This window comes from Pseudoxanthomonas sacheonensis (assembly GCF_031455975.1).
GTDB lineage: Bacteria > Pseudomonadota > Gammaproteobacteria > Xanthomonadales > Xanthomonadaceae > Pseudoxanthomonas_A > Pseudoxanthomonas_A sacheonensis_A.
The window spans coordinates 333337-348109 of record NZ_JAVDTT010000002.1; the positions used below are offsets into that span (position 1 = coordinate 333337).

General features: G+C 64.9%; 17 protein-coding genes. 12 read left to right on the forward strand and 5 right to left on the reverse strand.

From position 1 onward, the window contains the following. Positions 1-4 precede the first annotated feature (4 nt). Together J2W94_RS08610 and J2W94_RS08615 are read right to left on the reverse strand one after the other, a co-directional pair. Positions 5-2503, reverse strand: a complete 2499-nt coding sequence (locus J2W94_RS08610; RefSeq protein ID WP_310092210.1) for an ABC transporter permease — start codon at positions 2501-2503, stop codon at positions 5-7. After that, positions 2500-3249, reverse strand: coding sequence for an ABC transporter ATP-binding protein (locus tag J2W94_RS08615; protein ID WP_310092212.1), 750 nt, complete (start codon positions 3247-3249; stop codon positions 2500-2502). Before J2W94_RS08615 ends, J2W94_RS08610 begins: the two co-directional genes overlap by 4 nt. 31 nt (positions 3250-3280) lie before the next feature. On the opposite strand from J2W94_RS08615, the gene J2W94_RS08620 reads away from it, so the two are divergent. The 3 genes from J2W94_RS08620 (at position 3281) to J2W94_RS08630 (ending at position 4774) form a co-directional block, all read left to right on the forward strand. Then, entirely contained in the window at positions 3281-3946 is a 666-nt protein-coding gene (locus tag J2W94_RS08620) for an arylesterase (protein WP_310092214.1), read from the forward strand. Positions 3947-4081: 135 nt separating this feature from the next. Continuing rightward, the gene (locus tag J2W94_RS08625) at positions 4082-4345 is read left to right on the forward strand and encodes a hypothetical protein (protein WP_310092216.1); all 264 of its coding nucleotides are present in this window, start codon (positions 4082-4084) and stop codon (positions 4343-4345) included. A gap of 213 nt (positions 4346-4558) precedes the next feature. Then, positions 4559-4774 (forward strand): hypothetical protein, encoded by a 216-nt coding sequence (locus J2W94_RS08630; RefSeq protein WP_310092218.1) that lies wholly within the window; start codon positions 4559-4561, stop codon positions 4772-4774. A gap of 49 nt (positions 4775-4823) precedes the next feature. On the opposite strand, the gene J2W94_RS08635 is transcribed toward J2W94_RS08630, so the two are convergent. Further along, a complete protein-coding gene (locus tag J2W94_RS08635; RefSeq protein WP_310092220.1) occupies positions 4824-5495 on the reverse strand; it encodes a DsbA family oxidoreductase in 672 nt (223 codons plus the stop codon). A gap of 253 nt (positions 5496-5748) precedes the next feature. Here J2W94_RS08635 and J2W94_RS08640 point away from each other — a divergent pair, with 253 nt between their 5' ends. The 6 genes from J2W94_RS08640 (at position 5749) to J2W94_RS08665 (ending at position 10144) form a co-directional block, all read left to right on the forward strand. Then, positions 5749-6795 carry a transporter gene (locus tag J2W94_RS08640; protein ID WP_310092222.1) on the forward strand — a complete coding sequence of 349 codons (1047 nt, stop codon included), beginning with the start codon at positions 5749-5751 and terminating at the stop codon, positions 6793-6795. Positions 6796-7118: 323 nt separating this feature from the next. Further along, positions 7119-7586 (forward strand): peptide-methionine (R)-S-oxide reductase MsrB, encoded by a 468-nt coding sequence (msrB, locus tag J2W94_RS08645; protein ID WP_310092224.1) that lies wholly within the window; start codon positions 7119-7121, stop codon positions 7584-7586. Positions 7587-7704: 118 nt separating this feature from the next. After that, the gene (locus tag J2W94_RS08650) at positions 7705-8274 is read left to right on the forward strand and encodes a DUF3016 domain-containing protein (protein ID WP_310092227.1); all 570 of its coding nucleotides are present in this window, start codon (positions 7705-7707) and stop codon (positions 8272-8274) included. Positions 8275-8361: 87 nt separating this feature from the next. After that, positions 8362-9129 (forward strand): HipA family kinase, encoded by a 768-nt coding sequence (locus tag J2W94_RS08655; protein ID WP_310093657.1) that lies wholly within the window; start codon positions 8362-8364, stop codon positions 9127-9129. Further along, positions 9116-9520 carry a DUF3037 domain-containing protein gene (locus J2W94_RS08660; RefSeq protein WP_310092229.1) on the forward strand — a complete coding sequence of 135 codons (405 nt, stop codon included), beginning with the start codon at positions 9116-9118 and terminating at the stop codon, positions 9518-9520. Before J2W94_RS08655 ends, J2W94_RS08660 begins: the two co-directional genes overlap by 14 nt. 153 nt (positions 9521-9673) lie before the next feature. Next, entirely contained in the window at positions 9674-10144 is a 471-nt protein-coding gene (locus J2W94_RS08665) for a hypothetical protein (RefSeq protein ID WP_310092231.1), read from the forward strand. A gap of 281 nt (positions 10145-10425) precedes the next feature. On the opposite strand, the gene J2W94_RS08670 is transcribed toward J2W94_RS08665, so the two are convergent. Next, a complete protein-coding gene (locus J2W94_RS08670) occupies positions 10426-10968 on the reverse strand; it encodes a DUF6630 family protein (RefSeq protein ID WP_310093659.1) in 543 nt (180 codons plus the stop codon). A gap of 142 nt (positions 10969-11110) precedes the next feature. Between J2W94_RS08670 and J2W94_RS08675 the strand changes: the two genes are divergently transcribed. Further along, positions 11111-11389 (forward strand): DUF4031 domain-containing protein, encoded by a 279-nt coding sequence (locus J2W94_RS08675; protein ID WP_310092233.1) that lies wholly within the window; start codon positions 11111-11113, stop codon positions 11387-11389. A 97-nt stretch (positions 11390-11486) separates the two neighbouring features. Here J2W94_RS08675 and J2W94_RS08680 read toward each other — a convergent pair whose 3' ends face one another. Then, the gene (locus J2W94_RS08680) at positions 11487-12773 is read right to left on the reverse strand and encodes a DUF418 domain-containing protein (RefSeq protein WP_310092235.1); all 1287 of its coding nucleotides are present in this window, start codon (positions 12771-12773) and stop codon (positions 11487-11489) included. A 69-nt stretch (positions 12774-12842) separates the two neighbouring features. Between J2W94_RS08680 and J2W94_RS08685 the strand changes: the two genes are divergently transcribed. Both J2W94_RS08685 and J2W94_RS08690 read left to right on the forward strand, forming a co-directional pair. Further along, positions 12843-13085, forward strand: a complete 243-nt coding sequence (locus tag J2W94_RS08685) for a DUF3297 family protein (protein WP_310092237.1) — start codon at positions 12843-12845, stop codon at positions 13083-13085. 71 nt (positions 13086-13156) lie between these two features. Beyond that, entirely contained in the window at positions 13157-14767 is a 1611-nt protein-coding gene (locus tag J2W94_RS08690) for an MFS transporter (RefSeq protein WP_310092239.1), read from the forward strand. Positions 14768-14773 lie beyond the last annotated feature (6 nt).

The following is a 14773-nucleotide window of genomic DNA, read 5'->3' on the forward strand; positions in this document are numbered from 1 at the left end:
CGGCTCAGCCCTGCAGCTCCCGCAACGTCACCGAAGGCGGCGCATCAAGCACGCGGCGCGTGGCGAACAGCCCTGCGACGAGCGCGGCCAGCATGCCCAGCCCCCCGCCAATGGCGGCGAGCGACCAGTTCGCCTTCCACGGCAGATCGAACACCTGGGTGGCGACCACGCCGGACAGCACCGATGCCGCAATGGCCGCGACCAGCCCCGACAACAGGCCGATGGCGGCGAACTCCGAGGCCTGCGCCAGACGCAATTGCCGACGGCTGCCGCCGAGCACGCGCATCACGCCGCCTTCCAGCAGACGCTCGTCCTGACTGGCGCTGACCGCCGCGAGCAATACCAGCACGCCCGCGGCCAGCGAGAACCAGAACACCACCTGCACCACAGTCGACACCTGGTCGGCGGTGCTGCGCACCTGCTTGAGGACCGCGTCCACATCGATCACCGACAGATTGGGGAAACGCTCGACCAGCTGCGCGGTGAAACGTTTCTGGGTGGGCGGCACGCTCACCGCGGTGATGTAGCTGGCGGGATAGCCCTGCATCGATCCCGGCGAGGCGATCACGAAGAAGTTGGGGCGGAAGCTTTCCCAGTCCACGCTGCGCAGGCTGGTGATCTTTCCTTCGAAGGCTTGGCCGGCGATATCGAAGGCGACGCGGTCGCCGACTTTCCAGCCCAGTTGTTCGGCGAAGCGCTCTTCCACCGAGAGCTCGGGCGTCGCTGGCGTGCGCCCGGCCCAGAACCTGCCCGCGGTGACCTTGTTGTCGTCGCGGAGCGTGGCCGCCGTGGACAGGTTGAACTCGCGTTCGGCCCGGCGCTTGGCTTCTTCGTCGTCGGCGTAGTCGGCGCCGCTGGTGGGCTTGCCGTTGAGCGAGACCAGGCGCCCACGGATCATGGGATACAGCGTGGGCGGCGCGATCTTCTGCTCGGCCATGAACGCATTCACGTCCGCCTGCTGGTCTTGCTGCACGTTGATGATGAAGCGGTTGGGCGCATCGGCGGCCAGCGACAGTTGCCAGCGATCCAGCAGGTCGGTGCGCACGAAGGTCAGCAGCAGCAACGCCATCAATCCCAGGCCCAGCGCGGACACTTGCGCCACGCTGGTGCCGGCGCGACGGCTCACGTTGGCCAGCCCATAACGCAAACTGCCGCGCAGGCGCGACCGCAAGCGGCGCACCAACAGGATCATCAGCCAGGCCAGCAGGGCGAGCACCGCCAGCGTGGCCAGGATGCCGAGCAGCATGGCCGTGCCTAAGGTCGCCGAACCCGCCTTCCACCACAACAAAGCGCCCAGGCCGACGAAGCCGGTCAAGGCGACCAGCCATGCGCTGGGCTCGGTGGGATCCAAGTCGCGACGCAACACGCGCAACGCAGGCACGCGACGCAGCGCCAGTACCGGCGGAGCGCCGAAGGCCAGCAATACGATCATGCCGACACCGTATCCCTGCAGCGCAGGCAACCAGCCCGCGGGGGGAATCGAGATCTTCATTTCCGCCTGCAGCCAGCTGCCGATCGCCCACTGCAATCCGAAGGCGATGACGACGCCCACGGTGCAGGCAATCAGACCGAGCAAAACCAGTTCGCCTACGTGGATGCCGACCAGGGTGCGCTGGCTGGCGCCGAGGCAACGCATCACCGCAGTGCCGGAAAGATGCCGTTCGCTGTGGCGGCGCGCCGCCATCGCCACGGCCACGGCGGCCAGCACGACCGAAACCAGCGCGGCGAGCCCGAGGAAACGCCCGGCCCGATCCAGCGAGGAACGGATTTCAGGCCGCGCGTCCTGGATCGTTTCCAGGCGCTGGCCGCGCGCGAGCGCGGGGCGTGCAAGGGAAGTGAAGCGTTCCACCGCCGCAGCGTCGCCCGCCACCACCAGCCGATAGCCGAGGCGACTGCCTTCCTGCACCAGGCCGGTGGCCGGCACATCGGCAAGGTTCAGGAAAACCTTGGGCGCGACGTTGAAATAATCCATCGAAGCATCGGGTTCCTGCACCACCAGCGCCGCCAGGCGCAGTCGCGAATCGCCGATACCGATCTCGTCGCCGATCTTCGCTTCCAGCGTCTCGGCGCCGGACTGGCTCATCCACAGGGTGCCTCGTGCAGGAATGCCTTTCGCGTCGTGTTCGGCGCCTCCGGCAGCGTCGACGATGCGGAAGCTGCCGCGCAACGGGAATCCTTCGCCCAATGCGCGCAAATCGCCCAGGCGCAGCTGTTCGCCGGCGCGGATCATGCTGTCCAGACTGAGCGTTTCGGTGCGCCGCAATCCGCTGGCGTTGGCCGCGTCGCGCACCACGCCGGTGATGGGCGCATCGCCACGGACGACGACATCGCCGCCCAGCAGGCGGTTGGCTTCGATCGCCAGCGCACGCTCGGCGCGATCGGTGACGAAGCCGACCGCGGTCACCGCGACCACGGCCAATACCAGGGCGGCGAACAGGATGCGGATATCGCCTGCGGCCACGTCGCGCAGCAACTGCCGCCATGCCAGCCTCAACGTTTTCATGCCGTGCGGCTCTCGCCGACCAGCTCGCCGCTGTCCAGCCGCAGGATGCGGCCGCAGCGGCTGGCCAGGTGTTCGTCGTGGGTGACCAACACCAGCGTGGTGCCCGCTTCGGCGTTCAGGGCGAACAGCAGTTCGATGATGGCCTGTCCGGTATGCGTATCCAGATTGCCGGTGGGTTCGTCGGCGAACAACAGCGAGGGCCGGGTGACGAAGGCGCGCGCCAGCGCCACGCGCTGCTGCTCGCCACCGGACAGCTGGCGCGGATAGTGGCCCAGGCGTTCGCCCAATCCGACTTTCTGCAGAATCTGCCGCGCCGGCGTTTCCGCGTCGGCATCGCCACGCAATTCCAGCGGCAGCATCACGTTCTCCAGTGCAGTGAGCGAAGGCAGCAGCTGGAAACTCTGGAAGACGAAACCGACCTTCTCGCCGCGCACCCGCGCGCGGCCGTCTTCGTCCAGCGCGGAAAGCGCTTCGCCATCCAGCGTCACGCTGCCGTCGCTGGGGCTGTCCAGGCCGGCGAGCAAGGACAGCAACGTGCTCTTGCCGGAGCCTGAGGCGCCGACGATGGCCACCGTATCGCCATGGCCGATCTTGAAGCCGACTCCCTGCAAGATAGTCAGCTCTCCCGACGGCAGCGGCACACGCTTGCCCAACGCGTGGACTTGCAGGGCGGGGGTCGGCTCTGGCTCTTGTCGTGCAAGTGCGGGCCGCGCGACTTCAGCGCGCAGTTCGGTGGAATCGGCCATGATGGTCCTGGTTATGCATCGGAGACGTGGGATGTCGTCAGGTTATGCGGGTTGGCGGGGTCGGGTTCAATGTGCCATTGGTCTTGTGTTCCTGGTTTTCGCGACGCTGGTTCCGGCTTCGTTCGCACAGACGCCCGCCGCCAAGGCTGCGCGCACCGTTCTGGTGCTGGGCGACTCGCTCTCGGCCGCTTATGGCCTGAGCGCCTCGCAGGGCTGGGTGGCGCTGACCGCCGACCGGGTCAGCAAGACCCAGCCGGGCTGGCGCGTGGTCAATGCCAGTATCAGCGGCGAAACCAGCGCCGGCGGCGTATCCCGCATCGCCGGCGAGTTGAAACGCAACCGCCCAGCGGTGGTGGTGATCGAACTGGGCGCCAACGACGGCCTGCGCGGCCTGCCCTTGCAGCAGACGCGCAGCAACCTGGAGCGCATGATCAAGCTATCGCAGGCCGCCGGCGCCAAAGTGCTGCTGATCGGCATGCGCATGCCGCCCAATATGGGACGCGACTACACGCAAGGTTTCGAACGCAACTTCAGCGAGCTTTCGAAACTGCACAAGACCGCCTACCTGCCGTTCCTGCTGGAACCCATCGCGCTGGATCGTGGCGCGTTCCAGGCGGACAACCTGCACCCCATCGCCACGGCGCAGCCGAAGCTTCGCGATCATGTCTGGAAAGCCCTCGCGCCTTTGTTGAAATGACGAGTCGCCGGCGGGTATCGGCGATCTTCTTCACGCAGACTTGTCGCAATCCCAACGCCAACTTCATACAACCCCAACAATGCGTTTGCGATGCTCCGCTACGTCTGAGGATTCCTTCCTCTTAGGAGAATTAAGATGCGTGCTCTGTTCATTGGCGGTGTAGTCGACAACAGCGAAATGGACTTGGACGGCAACCAACCGCCCGTGCACTACCCCGAAAACAGCGGCAGCGGCCGCCCCCGCTACCGCCTGCACCAGGTCGGCCAGCGCGATGACGGCAGCATCGCTTATGCCGTCTATGGCGCGCCCGACCTGGCCGACCAGGAAGTGGAACGCGTCGCCGACGAACGCGGTTACGCCCGGCGCTTCGAAGCCATCCCCACCATTGCGACGCATTGATCGGAGGCTCCGTATTTCGAGTCGGATGAAGGAGCTTGGCCTTCAGCCTTGCTGACCTCGAACAGCGCAAGTTGCGGTGCCGGCGAGCCGGTTGTCGGCGAATCCGGGTAAGACTTTTCCTACGCGGCAAAGGGTTATCGCCCTAATGTGATTCATGTCACATGAGTCCAGGATGCTTCTGCGGCACCAGTATCGCCACCAGGAGAACCCGACATGCAGCAGCGCTTGATGTTCACTATCGTCTCCGCGTGCAGCGGCTGGCAGCTCTATGAAGGCGACCAGGGCCGGCTATGGTTCGCCTCGCGCAGCGACGCCATGGAAACCGCCGACCTGATGGCGACCTCTCTGCACGAAAACCACGGCATTCCCACCGCGGTGGTCATGGACATGGCCGGCTGCGAGTCGGTGATGCTGAACTGCCACGGCTGAAATTGCCGCGGCCCAGGCCAGCCGCGGTCTCTGCGGCCGGCGCGGACAATTAGGGTTTAGGCGGCGCCGCGGGAATCCCCGCCAATTGACGCAGGGCCTGTTCGAACAGTTCCACCGGTTGCCCGCCCTGCACGAGATGCCGGTCGTTGAAGATTACCGACGGCACCGCGGTGATGCCCTGGCTGGTGTAGAAGCTTTCCTGCGCACGCACGGCCTGCGCGTATTCGTCCGACGCCAGGATCTGGCGTGCGCGGTCTCCCTCCAGACCGACTTCCACCGCAAGCTGCGCCAGCACTTCGGCCGAGGACACGTCCTGGCCATCGGTGAAATAGGCGCGCAGCAGCGCGTGCTTGAGCGCCAGTTGCCTTCCCTCGCCCTGGCTTTCCGCCCAATGCAGCAGGCGATGCGCATCGAAGGTGTTGTATATGTGCCGGCGCCGGTCCATGCGGAACTCGAAATCCAGCTCGGCGCCGCGCGCACGGATGGCTTCGCCATTGCGCGCCGCCTGTTCGGCGGTGATGCCGTACTTGCGGGTCAGGTGTTCCACCGCATCCTCCCCTTCGGCGGGCATCTGCGGATTGAGTTCGAAGGGCTGGAAACGCAGCTCGACTTCGAGTTCTTCGCCTACGCGCGCAATGGCCGCCTGCAACGACTTCAAGCCCACCGCGCACCAGGGGCAGGCGACATCGGAAACGAAATCGATCTTGACGGGAACGGACACGGCATCTCCACGGAATTCGGCCAGCGGCGATGCCGCGATACCGGGCAGATGGGGGCGTTGCGCCGGGGATCAATCCGGATACGGCGTGGTCGTCGCGAATCGGACGCCGGAGCAATGCAGTGATCCAGGTACGGAACACTGGGGTTTCGGTTGTCCTCCGCCCTGGCCTGCCAATCCGATGTCACAAAAACGGCATAACCGCGGCGTAGCTTCGTTGTCACCTCAATGTCTTGAAACGAAGCTCTCTACCCGCATGCTCGTTCCCACCACGGATGCTCCTTCCTTCCTCGGCATGCCGTGCCTGGTATGGGCCTATGGTTTCGATGCGGAAGGCAACGCCAGCACCTTGGACGCCGCCATGCTGGATCGGGAGCGGCTTGCCGATGCGCGACGCGATCATGCCTGGCTATGGCTGCACTTCAACACCAGCGATGCGCGAACCGCCCATGCGATCGGCGAACTGGGCCTGCCCGAAGCCGCCGGCGAAGCCTTGCTCTCGCACGATACCCACGTCAGCCTGCACCTCGAAGGCGGCACCGCTTATGGCGTGTTCGTGGACTGGCGCCACCAGCGTGGCAGCGATCACAGCAAACAATCGTTCGCGCGCGGCGACGCGGAAGTGGGCTGGCTGCACTTCGCCCTGGCCGACGGCCTGATCGTTAGCGCGCGACGGCAGGCGTTGCGCTCGGTGGAGCAGGTGCGCCAGCACGTGCGCGGCGGCGTGCGCTTCGATTCTGCGACCGAGGTGCTGGAAGCCATCGTCGAGCAATTCGCCGCTTCGGTCGCCCACGCCACCTTGGAACTGGGCGAGGAGCTGGACCACATCGAAGACCGCGTACTCGCCGACCGCATCGGCGAGGAACGCCGCGATCTGGCCCTGTTGCGTCGCCAGGCGGTGCACATGCACCGTCCCCTGACTGCGTTGCGGCGCGTGCTGCGGCAGTTCGAACAACGTTACGCCGTCTCGTCCCGGCATGCCTTGCTGCCGGCGGCCACCCGGCTGTCGCAGCGCTTCGACGAACTGGACAGCGATGTGGCCACCCTGCACGAGCGGGCGCGACTGCTGCAGGACGAAGTGGCGGCGAAACTGGCCGAGCAGACCAATCGGCACTTATTCGTGCTGTCCGTGGTCACCGCGTTGCTGCTGCCGCCCACCTTGGTGGTGGGCGTGTTCGGCATGAACATGGGCAATCTGCCGCTGCTGTCGAGCGAACACGGGTTCGGTATCGCCATGGGGCTGTGCGTGGCCTCCAGTGTGTTCGTGTACGTGCTATTGCGCAGGTTCGGCGTGGGCCGCTGATCGTCCCGCCGTCAGCGAACCGTTTGTGGTGAGCTTGCCGAAGATCCCGTTCGTGGTGAGCCTGTCGAACCACGCCTTTCGCGCTAAAAATCAACTATCGCAAGCTGTGACGATCCGCTAAGAGCGTGGTTCGACAAGCTCACCACGAACGGTTTCATGACAGCCTCACTACGAACGGGACAAGTGTCCCTTGATTCCAATGCGATACCTTTGGTGGAAATACGGCCATCGCGTCCCCATATCGCGTCCATACGGGCCTCCTATGCCTTCGCGCCTGGCCCACGCGTACTACGTAAACTTCGATCCTAATTCAGGAGCCCGCCATGAGCGCATTCGACCTCAGCCCACCCAGCCCGACCCAGCGCCAGCAACTGATCGACGGCCTCAATGGCGAAGAACGCCGGGTATTGCTGGAACATGGAACCGAGGCGGCGTTCTGCGGCGTGTTCCTGGACAACAAGCTGGAGGGCGTCTACACCTGCCGGCTATGCGGGCTGCCCCTGTTCCGCTCCAGCGCCAAATTCGATTCCGGCACCGGCTGGCCCAGTTTCTTCCAGCCCTACGACGATGCGCACGTGAAGACCATTCGCGATACCAGCTACGGCATGATCCGCACCGAAATCGTCTGCGCGCGCTGCGACAGCCATTTGGGCCATGTTTTCCCGGACGGTCCCCCGCCGACCGGCGAGCGCCACTGCCTCAATTCGGTGTCGCTGGGCTTCACCGAACACGGGGCGCCGCTGCCCGATCCGCTGCATCGCGGGGGCGCGGAAGCGGGCACCGCCGACTGACCTCCACGTCCGCGCTGCATGAATGCCGCGCAACGGCAGCGCAACGAATCCACGGCCTGCTGCGTATGAAAGTACCGAGGGGAGCACAATCGCATCCCCGCCTAATGGAGTTCTCCCCATGAAAACCTCCTCCCTGTTCGCGGGTATCCTGCTGGCGCTGTTCCTCGCCGGCCCGGTGGCGGCCAAGTCGCGCAATGTCACCGATCCGGACGCCCCGCGCAGCCTGCCTGCCGAAGGCCCGGTCAGCGTGGACTGGACCGATCCGGCGCAGTTTTCCGATATCCGCTACAGCGGCAACCGCTGGGAAGCGCAACGCGGCAACTGGGTCGAACAGCTCGCCCAGCACCTGCAGAAGAGCGCGGCGAAGAAACTGCCGTCCGGCGAAAAACTGCAAGTCACCATCACCGACATCAAGCGCGCAGGCCAGTACGAGCCTTGGCGGGGACCCAACCTGCAGAACACCCGTTTCGTGCGCGAAATCTATCCGCCGCGCGTGTCGCTGACCTTCAAGCACACCGATGCGCAGGGCAACGTCATCGATCAGGGGGAACGCAAACTGGTCGACTCCGGATTCCTGATGGGCAACAGCATGTTCGGGGACAGCGATCCGCTGCGTTATGAGAAAGGCCTGCTGGACGACTGGCTGCGCAAGGAACTGAAGCCGAAAACCGAGCTCAGCGCGCGCTGATAACGACGGAAGCCGGGCGCCGTCGCGCGCCTAAGAACGCGGTAGCGCTGGTCCGCGGCCCGAGCCGGTATCCTATCGGCCATGTCGCTGCGCACCATCTCCGCCACCCGCTATGTCACGCCGCTGCGCGAGGGCGGTTCCATGCCTGCGGTGGTGGAGGCCGACGACGAAGGCATGTACGTGCTCAAGTTCCGCGGCGCCGGTCAGGGTGCGAAGGCGCTGGTGGCCGAACTGATCGCAGGCGAAATCGCGCGCACGCTGGGCCTGCCCATTCCCGAAATCGTGCTGCTGGAGCTGGATCCCGACCTGGCGCGCACCGAGCCCGATCCGGAAATCCAGCACCTGATCCGGGAAAGCGCGGGCCTGAACCTGGCCCTGGACTACCTGCCGGGCGCGGTGAACTTCGATCCGGTGGCAGAACAGCCCTCGGGCGAACTCGCGTCGCGGATCGTCTGGTTCGACGCCTACGTCAGCAACGTCGACCGCACTCCGCGCAACACCAACCTGCTGATGTGGCATCGGCAACTGCGCCTGATCGACCACGGCGCAGCGCTGTATTTCCATCATGGCTGGGACGGCAGCAGCGCCAATGCCGGCAATCCGTTCAAGATGATCAAGGACCACGTGCTGCTGCCGTGGGCGGAAGCATTGCCCGCCGCGGATGCGGCGCTTTCGGCGAAACTCGATCGCGGCATCCTCCAGGACATCGTGGCGCAGGTGCCGGACAGCTGGCTGCTCAATGCCGATGCCTTCGCCGATCCGGCCACACAACGCTCGGCCTACGTGGAATATCTGGTGCGGCGCCTCGATCAGCGCCAGTCTTTCGTGCAGGAGGCCATCCATGCACGCCAATAGCCATAACGACAACCATTACGACTATGCGGTGATCAGGGTCGTGCCGCGGGTGGAACGCGAGGAGTTCGTCAACGTCGGCGTGATCCTCTCCTGCGAGGCCTCGCGCTATCTGCAAGCGCGCATCGAACTGGACGAGGCCCGCGTGCTGGCGCTGGCGCCCGACCTGGACCTGGAATCGCTGCGCCGGCATCTGGACACCATTCCCGCGATCTGCCGCGGCGGCGCAGGCACCGGGCCGATCGGCCTGCTGCCGCAACGCGCACGCTTCCACTGGCTCACCGCCAAGCGCAGCTCGATCATTCAGACTTCGCCTGTTCACATGGGCAAGTGCGGCGACATGCCGGCGACCATGGAGCATCTGCTGCAGCGCATGGTGCGGCTGGAGCGCTGACCACGCTGGCGGGAATTCCGATGGCGCGTGGCTTTCTCGCGCGACATGCTCGCGCGCCGTTAACATTTTCTTCCACACAATCGCGCTTCGCTTTTAACTTGCGCTGCCGCCACGCTTCTGGGGTCGGCGCGCCGCAACGGGGAGTCGCATCACATGAACCAGAAGCTCAAAGCCGGCTCGGTGGAGCTGGAAATGGCGTTCATCGATTGGGTCAAGCAGAACGCCTATCACCCCCTCGAGGCGATCGACCATTTCATGGAACGATCCGCATACGTCCGCAATGCGGTGGATACGGTCGTCGAGCACGCGCGCAAGAAGATCGCCGAACGTACCCGCCAGCACCTGGCGCGGCTGGCCGAGGACAAGGTGTTCACCGCCCAGTTCCCCATGGTCTACGGCTGCAAGAACCTGGACGACAAGGACATGCGCTACACCGTCTCCCTGACCATCGGCGAGACCGAAGCCGAATGGGTCGGCAAGGTATGGGCCGACGGCGAATACCTGGGCGAAGTGCACGGCAGCGGCAGCGGTCCCAAGGCCAACTACATGGATCTGGCGCGGATGCATATCGAATCCCATATCCGCTGCGCGGGCCAGTTCAAGCCGCGTCTGCGCAAGAGCTGACCGGATCTGCGGAACGGATCACCGGGTGTAAAAAAAATATAGCGCGCCCGTCGCAACCGATTAACGGCAATGGGCCTACAAAGCAGCTCCGGCGGCGATCCCGCTAGCCGGCAACCGGCCACCAGGAGCCTCTTGATGAACACACGCACCAATCACGACCAGATCGGCGGCGACGAGGAAGAGTAAGCCGCCACCCCTTGTAGCGGAGTCCTGCCTGCGATGCTTGTAAGTTCCGCCGACCACGCGGCAAACGCATCGCAGGCAGCCCGCTCGACGGGCGATCAGAACGAATCGCTGCCCGGCCGCAACTCGATGTTCAACGCCACGGCCACCAGCCGCATCGCTTCGTCGTCGCGGCTGGAAGTGATCCAGCCGCCGTAGTTGTCGCTGCCGGTATCCCAGGTCCACAGGGTATAGCCGCGTTCGCGCAGACGGTCGTAGGCCGTGGACATCAGCGCCGGCACATCGGTGTTGTCCAGGAAATCCTCGTCCGAAGGATCCCCGCCCCAGTCGATCTCCAGGTTCCAGCGCCGCACCAGCTCGGTGACGCTGTCGATGAAGGATTCGCTGTCCTTCCAATCGACGAAGAAGCCGGAAGTCCAGTCGATCGCGTCCTTCAGCAGCCACACCGGCTCGGCCTCTTCGCCGGCTTCCTGTGCCGCCTCGCGGTAGTGCGAGAACTGGCGCAAAGCGGTTTCCTCGTCGCCGGGATTGACCAGCAGAAGCAATTGCCAGACCAGCGCCTCGGTCGTCAGCTCATCGGCATCGTCGAGGTCTTCGGGATCGGCTTCGTGATCGCCGTAGTCGGCTTCGTTGTCGGGCATGTTCATAAAAGGTATGGAGGAACGATCAGGATATCGATAGTGGCGCTTGGCGGAGGACTTGGAAAGCATTTCCTGGTCGGACTGCAAGCAGCCCGCGTAGCGATCATTCGCGGATGTCCGGTAAGTGTGGAAAACTCGCGGCATGACCGTTTATGTCGACGATGCAGTGACCTGGTGGCGCGGCCAGCGTTGGGCGCACCTGATGGCCGACACGCTGGACGAACTGCACGCGATGGCCGCGCGACTGGGCATGCCGCGGCGCGCCTTCCAGGACAAGACCAGCGGCGCGCACTACGACGTCACCGTGGAGCTGCGCGAACAAGCGTTGCGTCTGGGCGCGGTGGCGATCTCCCGCCACGCCGACCGCGAACTGGTCCGCGCGGTGATCCGCAAGGCCAAGGCGCAAGCCACGCAGCCGTAGGATGGGCCTTGGCCCACCATTGCCATGCTTTCGTTTGCACCCCTATTCGGTGGGACTTGAGTCCGCCGTTCCGTTCGAAGCCAACACAAAGGAACGCTCAGGACAATGGAGACCGGGCCTCGGCATCGCGAGCTGAAGAGGACGATGTCGCCGCAAGCCGCAACCCATCGCCTGCGTCCGGGTAACGCATGGGCTGCCGGCGGCCGTAGGTCAACGAACGCCACGCCCATTCCATCGGCCCGAAGCGGAATCGCGCCAGCCACCAATGACTCAGCGCGATTTGCGTAGTGAAGATCGCTACCCAGGCCAAACCCCAACCTGCCAGACCCCAGCGCGGCCCGATACCCAGGCCGATGGCGTAGAACAAGCCGATGCCGATCAGGCTCTGGCTGAGGTAATGGGTCAGGGCCATGCGTCCCATTGGCGCCAGCACTCCCAGACCGCGTCGCCACCACGGCCGCAGGAACAACAAGGCGAAACCGGTCGCATAGGCGATCCCCAATGCCAGCGGACCCGCCCGTAACAGTACCCGGATCAGGAACTTGGAGGCTTCACTGTCGAGCAACGGATAGTGTTGGCGCAGACCGGCCTGGGTGAACTGCAACACCGTCATCGCCACACCGATGCCCAGGCACCACCAGAACAGCCGCACGATCAGAACCTTGTGCCGATGCGGATACTGCAGCAGGCCACGACGTCCGGCCCAGTAACCCAGCAAGAAACGTCCCAGCACGAAGCAAAGCAAAGCCCAGTTGGAAACCCGCGCCCAGTTGGCCATGTCGATGTTGCCGCGCAAGGCCTCCGTCAACGACGGCGATGAGAATGCAACCAGGGCACCTGCATAGGCCTCCGCCTGCTTCGGCCATTCGGAAAGCACTTCCCGCATGTACGGAGAAAGCAGCGGCGGCAGCAGCAAGGCCAACGTGAGTCCGGCCGCCAGCAACACACGATTGGAGGCGTGGCGGAAGCACACCAGCAGCAGACCCACCACCGCATAAGTCAGCAGGATGTCGCCCCACCAGATGAAATAGCTGTGGATCAGGCCAATCGCCAGCAGGATCAGCAGCCGGCGCACGAATCGGGCCAGTCCGCCCTTCGCCTGCGCCCGCTCCATCTGCAGCGAAAAGCCCAGGCCGAAAAGCAGGGAGAACAGGGTGATGAACTTGATGTTGACCAGCAGTTCCATCGCCTGCAGCGCAATGGCGTCGAATCCGGCCGTCGGCAGGCTCGCGCGCGCGGCATCAGGTAGGAATTCGTACAGGGTCAGTGAGGCCAGATTGACCATTAGCACGCCGCCCAGCGCGAATCCGCGCAAGGCGTCGATGAGGTCATGGCGCTCTCGCGCCGGGGCAGGCGGCTCTGTCTGGGCAGCGTCGTCGGTCATAGGGGCAAGACTAAACCACGGCGCGCGTTTATTCTTTCCGCTTCCCTACGCGCGCCATCGAGCCCCGACATGACCGACACGCCTCCCGACCACCTGGCGATCAACCCCGCCAGTCCTTTCCACGATGCAGTCGCCATCGATCGCGGCGTGGGCATCCGCTTCAACGGCGTGGAGCGCGACAACGTGGAGGAATACAGCGTCAGCGAGGGTTGGATCCGCGTGCAGGTCGGCAAATCCAAGGACCGCCGCGGCAATCCGATGACCATCAAGGTCAAGGGCGAAGTGGTCGCCTACTACCGCGATATCGCCTGAAGCGTCTGGCGCCTGCGCTCGCAAGCGGCGCCATTTGCTAGGCTGCGCGCACTCCGGACGCGCCTGACCCTATGAAAACCAGCGGTATCTCGTTCCACCACCCCTTCGCGTTCTGGTTGGGGTGCTTGCTGGTGCTGGCGGGAGTGCTGGCTCATGTGCCGATGTTCATGATGGGCCAGCACACCCACTGGCAGATGGTCGGCATGCCGATGAGCGTCGAAATGTGGATCGGCATGGCGCTTATCCCGGTCGGCCTGGCGTTGTCGATGTATGGGCTGATGCCGCGCATGGAGCAGATGCGCAACACCGCGCAGCGCGCGCGCGACCATCGCTATTTCCATATCGCCGATGGCGTGCCGCTCAACCGCGCGCACTGGACGCTGGTGATCGTGCTGATCGTGGCGCTGGCGGTGGATGTGATGAAGCCGGCCACGCTCGGCTTCGTCATGCCCGGCATGAGCGCCGAGTACGAGATCACCAAATCCAGGGCCAGCCTGCTGGCGCTGTTCGCGCTGACCGGTACCACCGTGGGTTCGGTGCTGTGGGGCCGCATGGGCGACCTGTTCGGACGCCGCGCCGCGATTCTGTTGTCGGCGTTGATGTTCATGGGCACTGCGATCTGCGGCGCGATGCCGAGTTTCAACTGGAACCTGGCGATGTGTTTCCTGATGGGCGCATCGGCGGGTGGCCTGCTGCCCATCGCCTTCACCCTGATGGCCGAAACCATTCCGGCCGCGCACCGCGGCTGGCTGCTGGTGGCGCTGGGCGGCATCGGCACTTCCGCCGGTTACCTGCTCGCCTCGGGCGCGGCGGCCATCCTGGAACCGATGTTCAGCTGGCGCGTGCTGTGGCTGCTGGGCCTGCCGACCGGCGCGCTGATCGTGTTCCTCAACCGCTGGATCCCCGAATCGCCTCGCTTCCTTTCCAATGCGGGACTAGAGAACGAGGCGCGTGCGGTGTTGAGGAAATTCTCCGGCGCGTCCTCCGCGGCGATCGAAGCGGACAATTCGCCCGAAGCGGCCGGCAGCGTGATCGACGAACAGCATCCGGTGGTGGGCATGCGCCAACTGCTGCGCGGCCGACATGCCAGCATCACCTGGGGCCTGCTGGTCTGCGGCGTGGCCTGGGGACTGGCGAACTTCGGCTTCCTGCTATGGCTACCCACCAATCTGGTGGAACTGGGTGTGGACGCCAAGGGTGCGAGCGCATTGCTGGCGCGTTCGGCCATCCTGGCGCTGCCCGGCATCGCCGTGGTGGTATGGCTGTACCACCGCTGGAGCAGCATCCGTGCGCTGGTGCTGTTCATCGCCCTGACCACGCTGTCGCTGCTGGCGTTCTGCGCGATGAGCTGGATGCAGTTGCAGTCCGCCGCCGCGACCGTCGTCGCCACTGCGGCGCTGCTGATCAGCGTTAGCGGCGTGATCGCGATGCTGATTCCATACGCAGCGGAAATCTACCCGGTGCACCTGCGCGCGACCGGCTCGGGCGTGGTCGCGGCCAGTTCCAAGTTCGGCGGCATCCTGGGCGCCGGCTTCGGCGTGCTCGGCTTCTTCGAGAATTTCCTACTGTCGGCGCTGCTCATCGCATTGCCGATGGCGATCTCCGGCGTGATGCTGCTGCGCCGCGGCATCGAGACGCGCGGGCATGGGCTGGAGGATATCCAGCGTGAGCTGACCAAGTAACCGTTA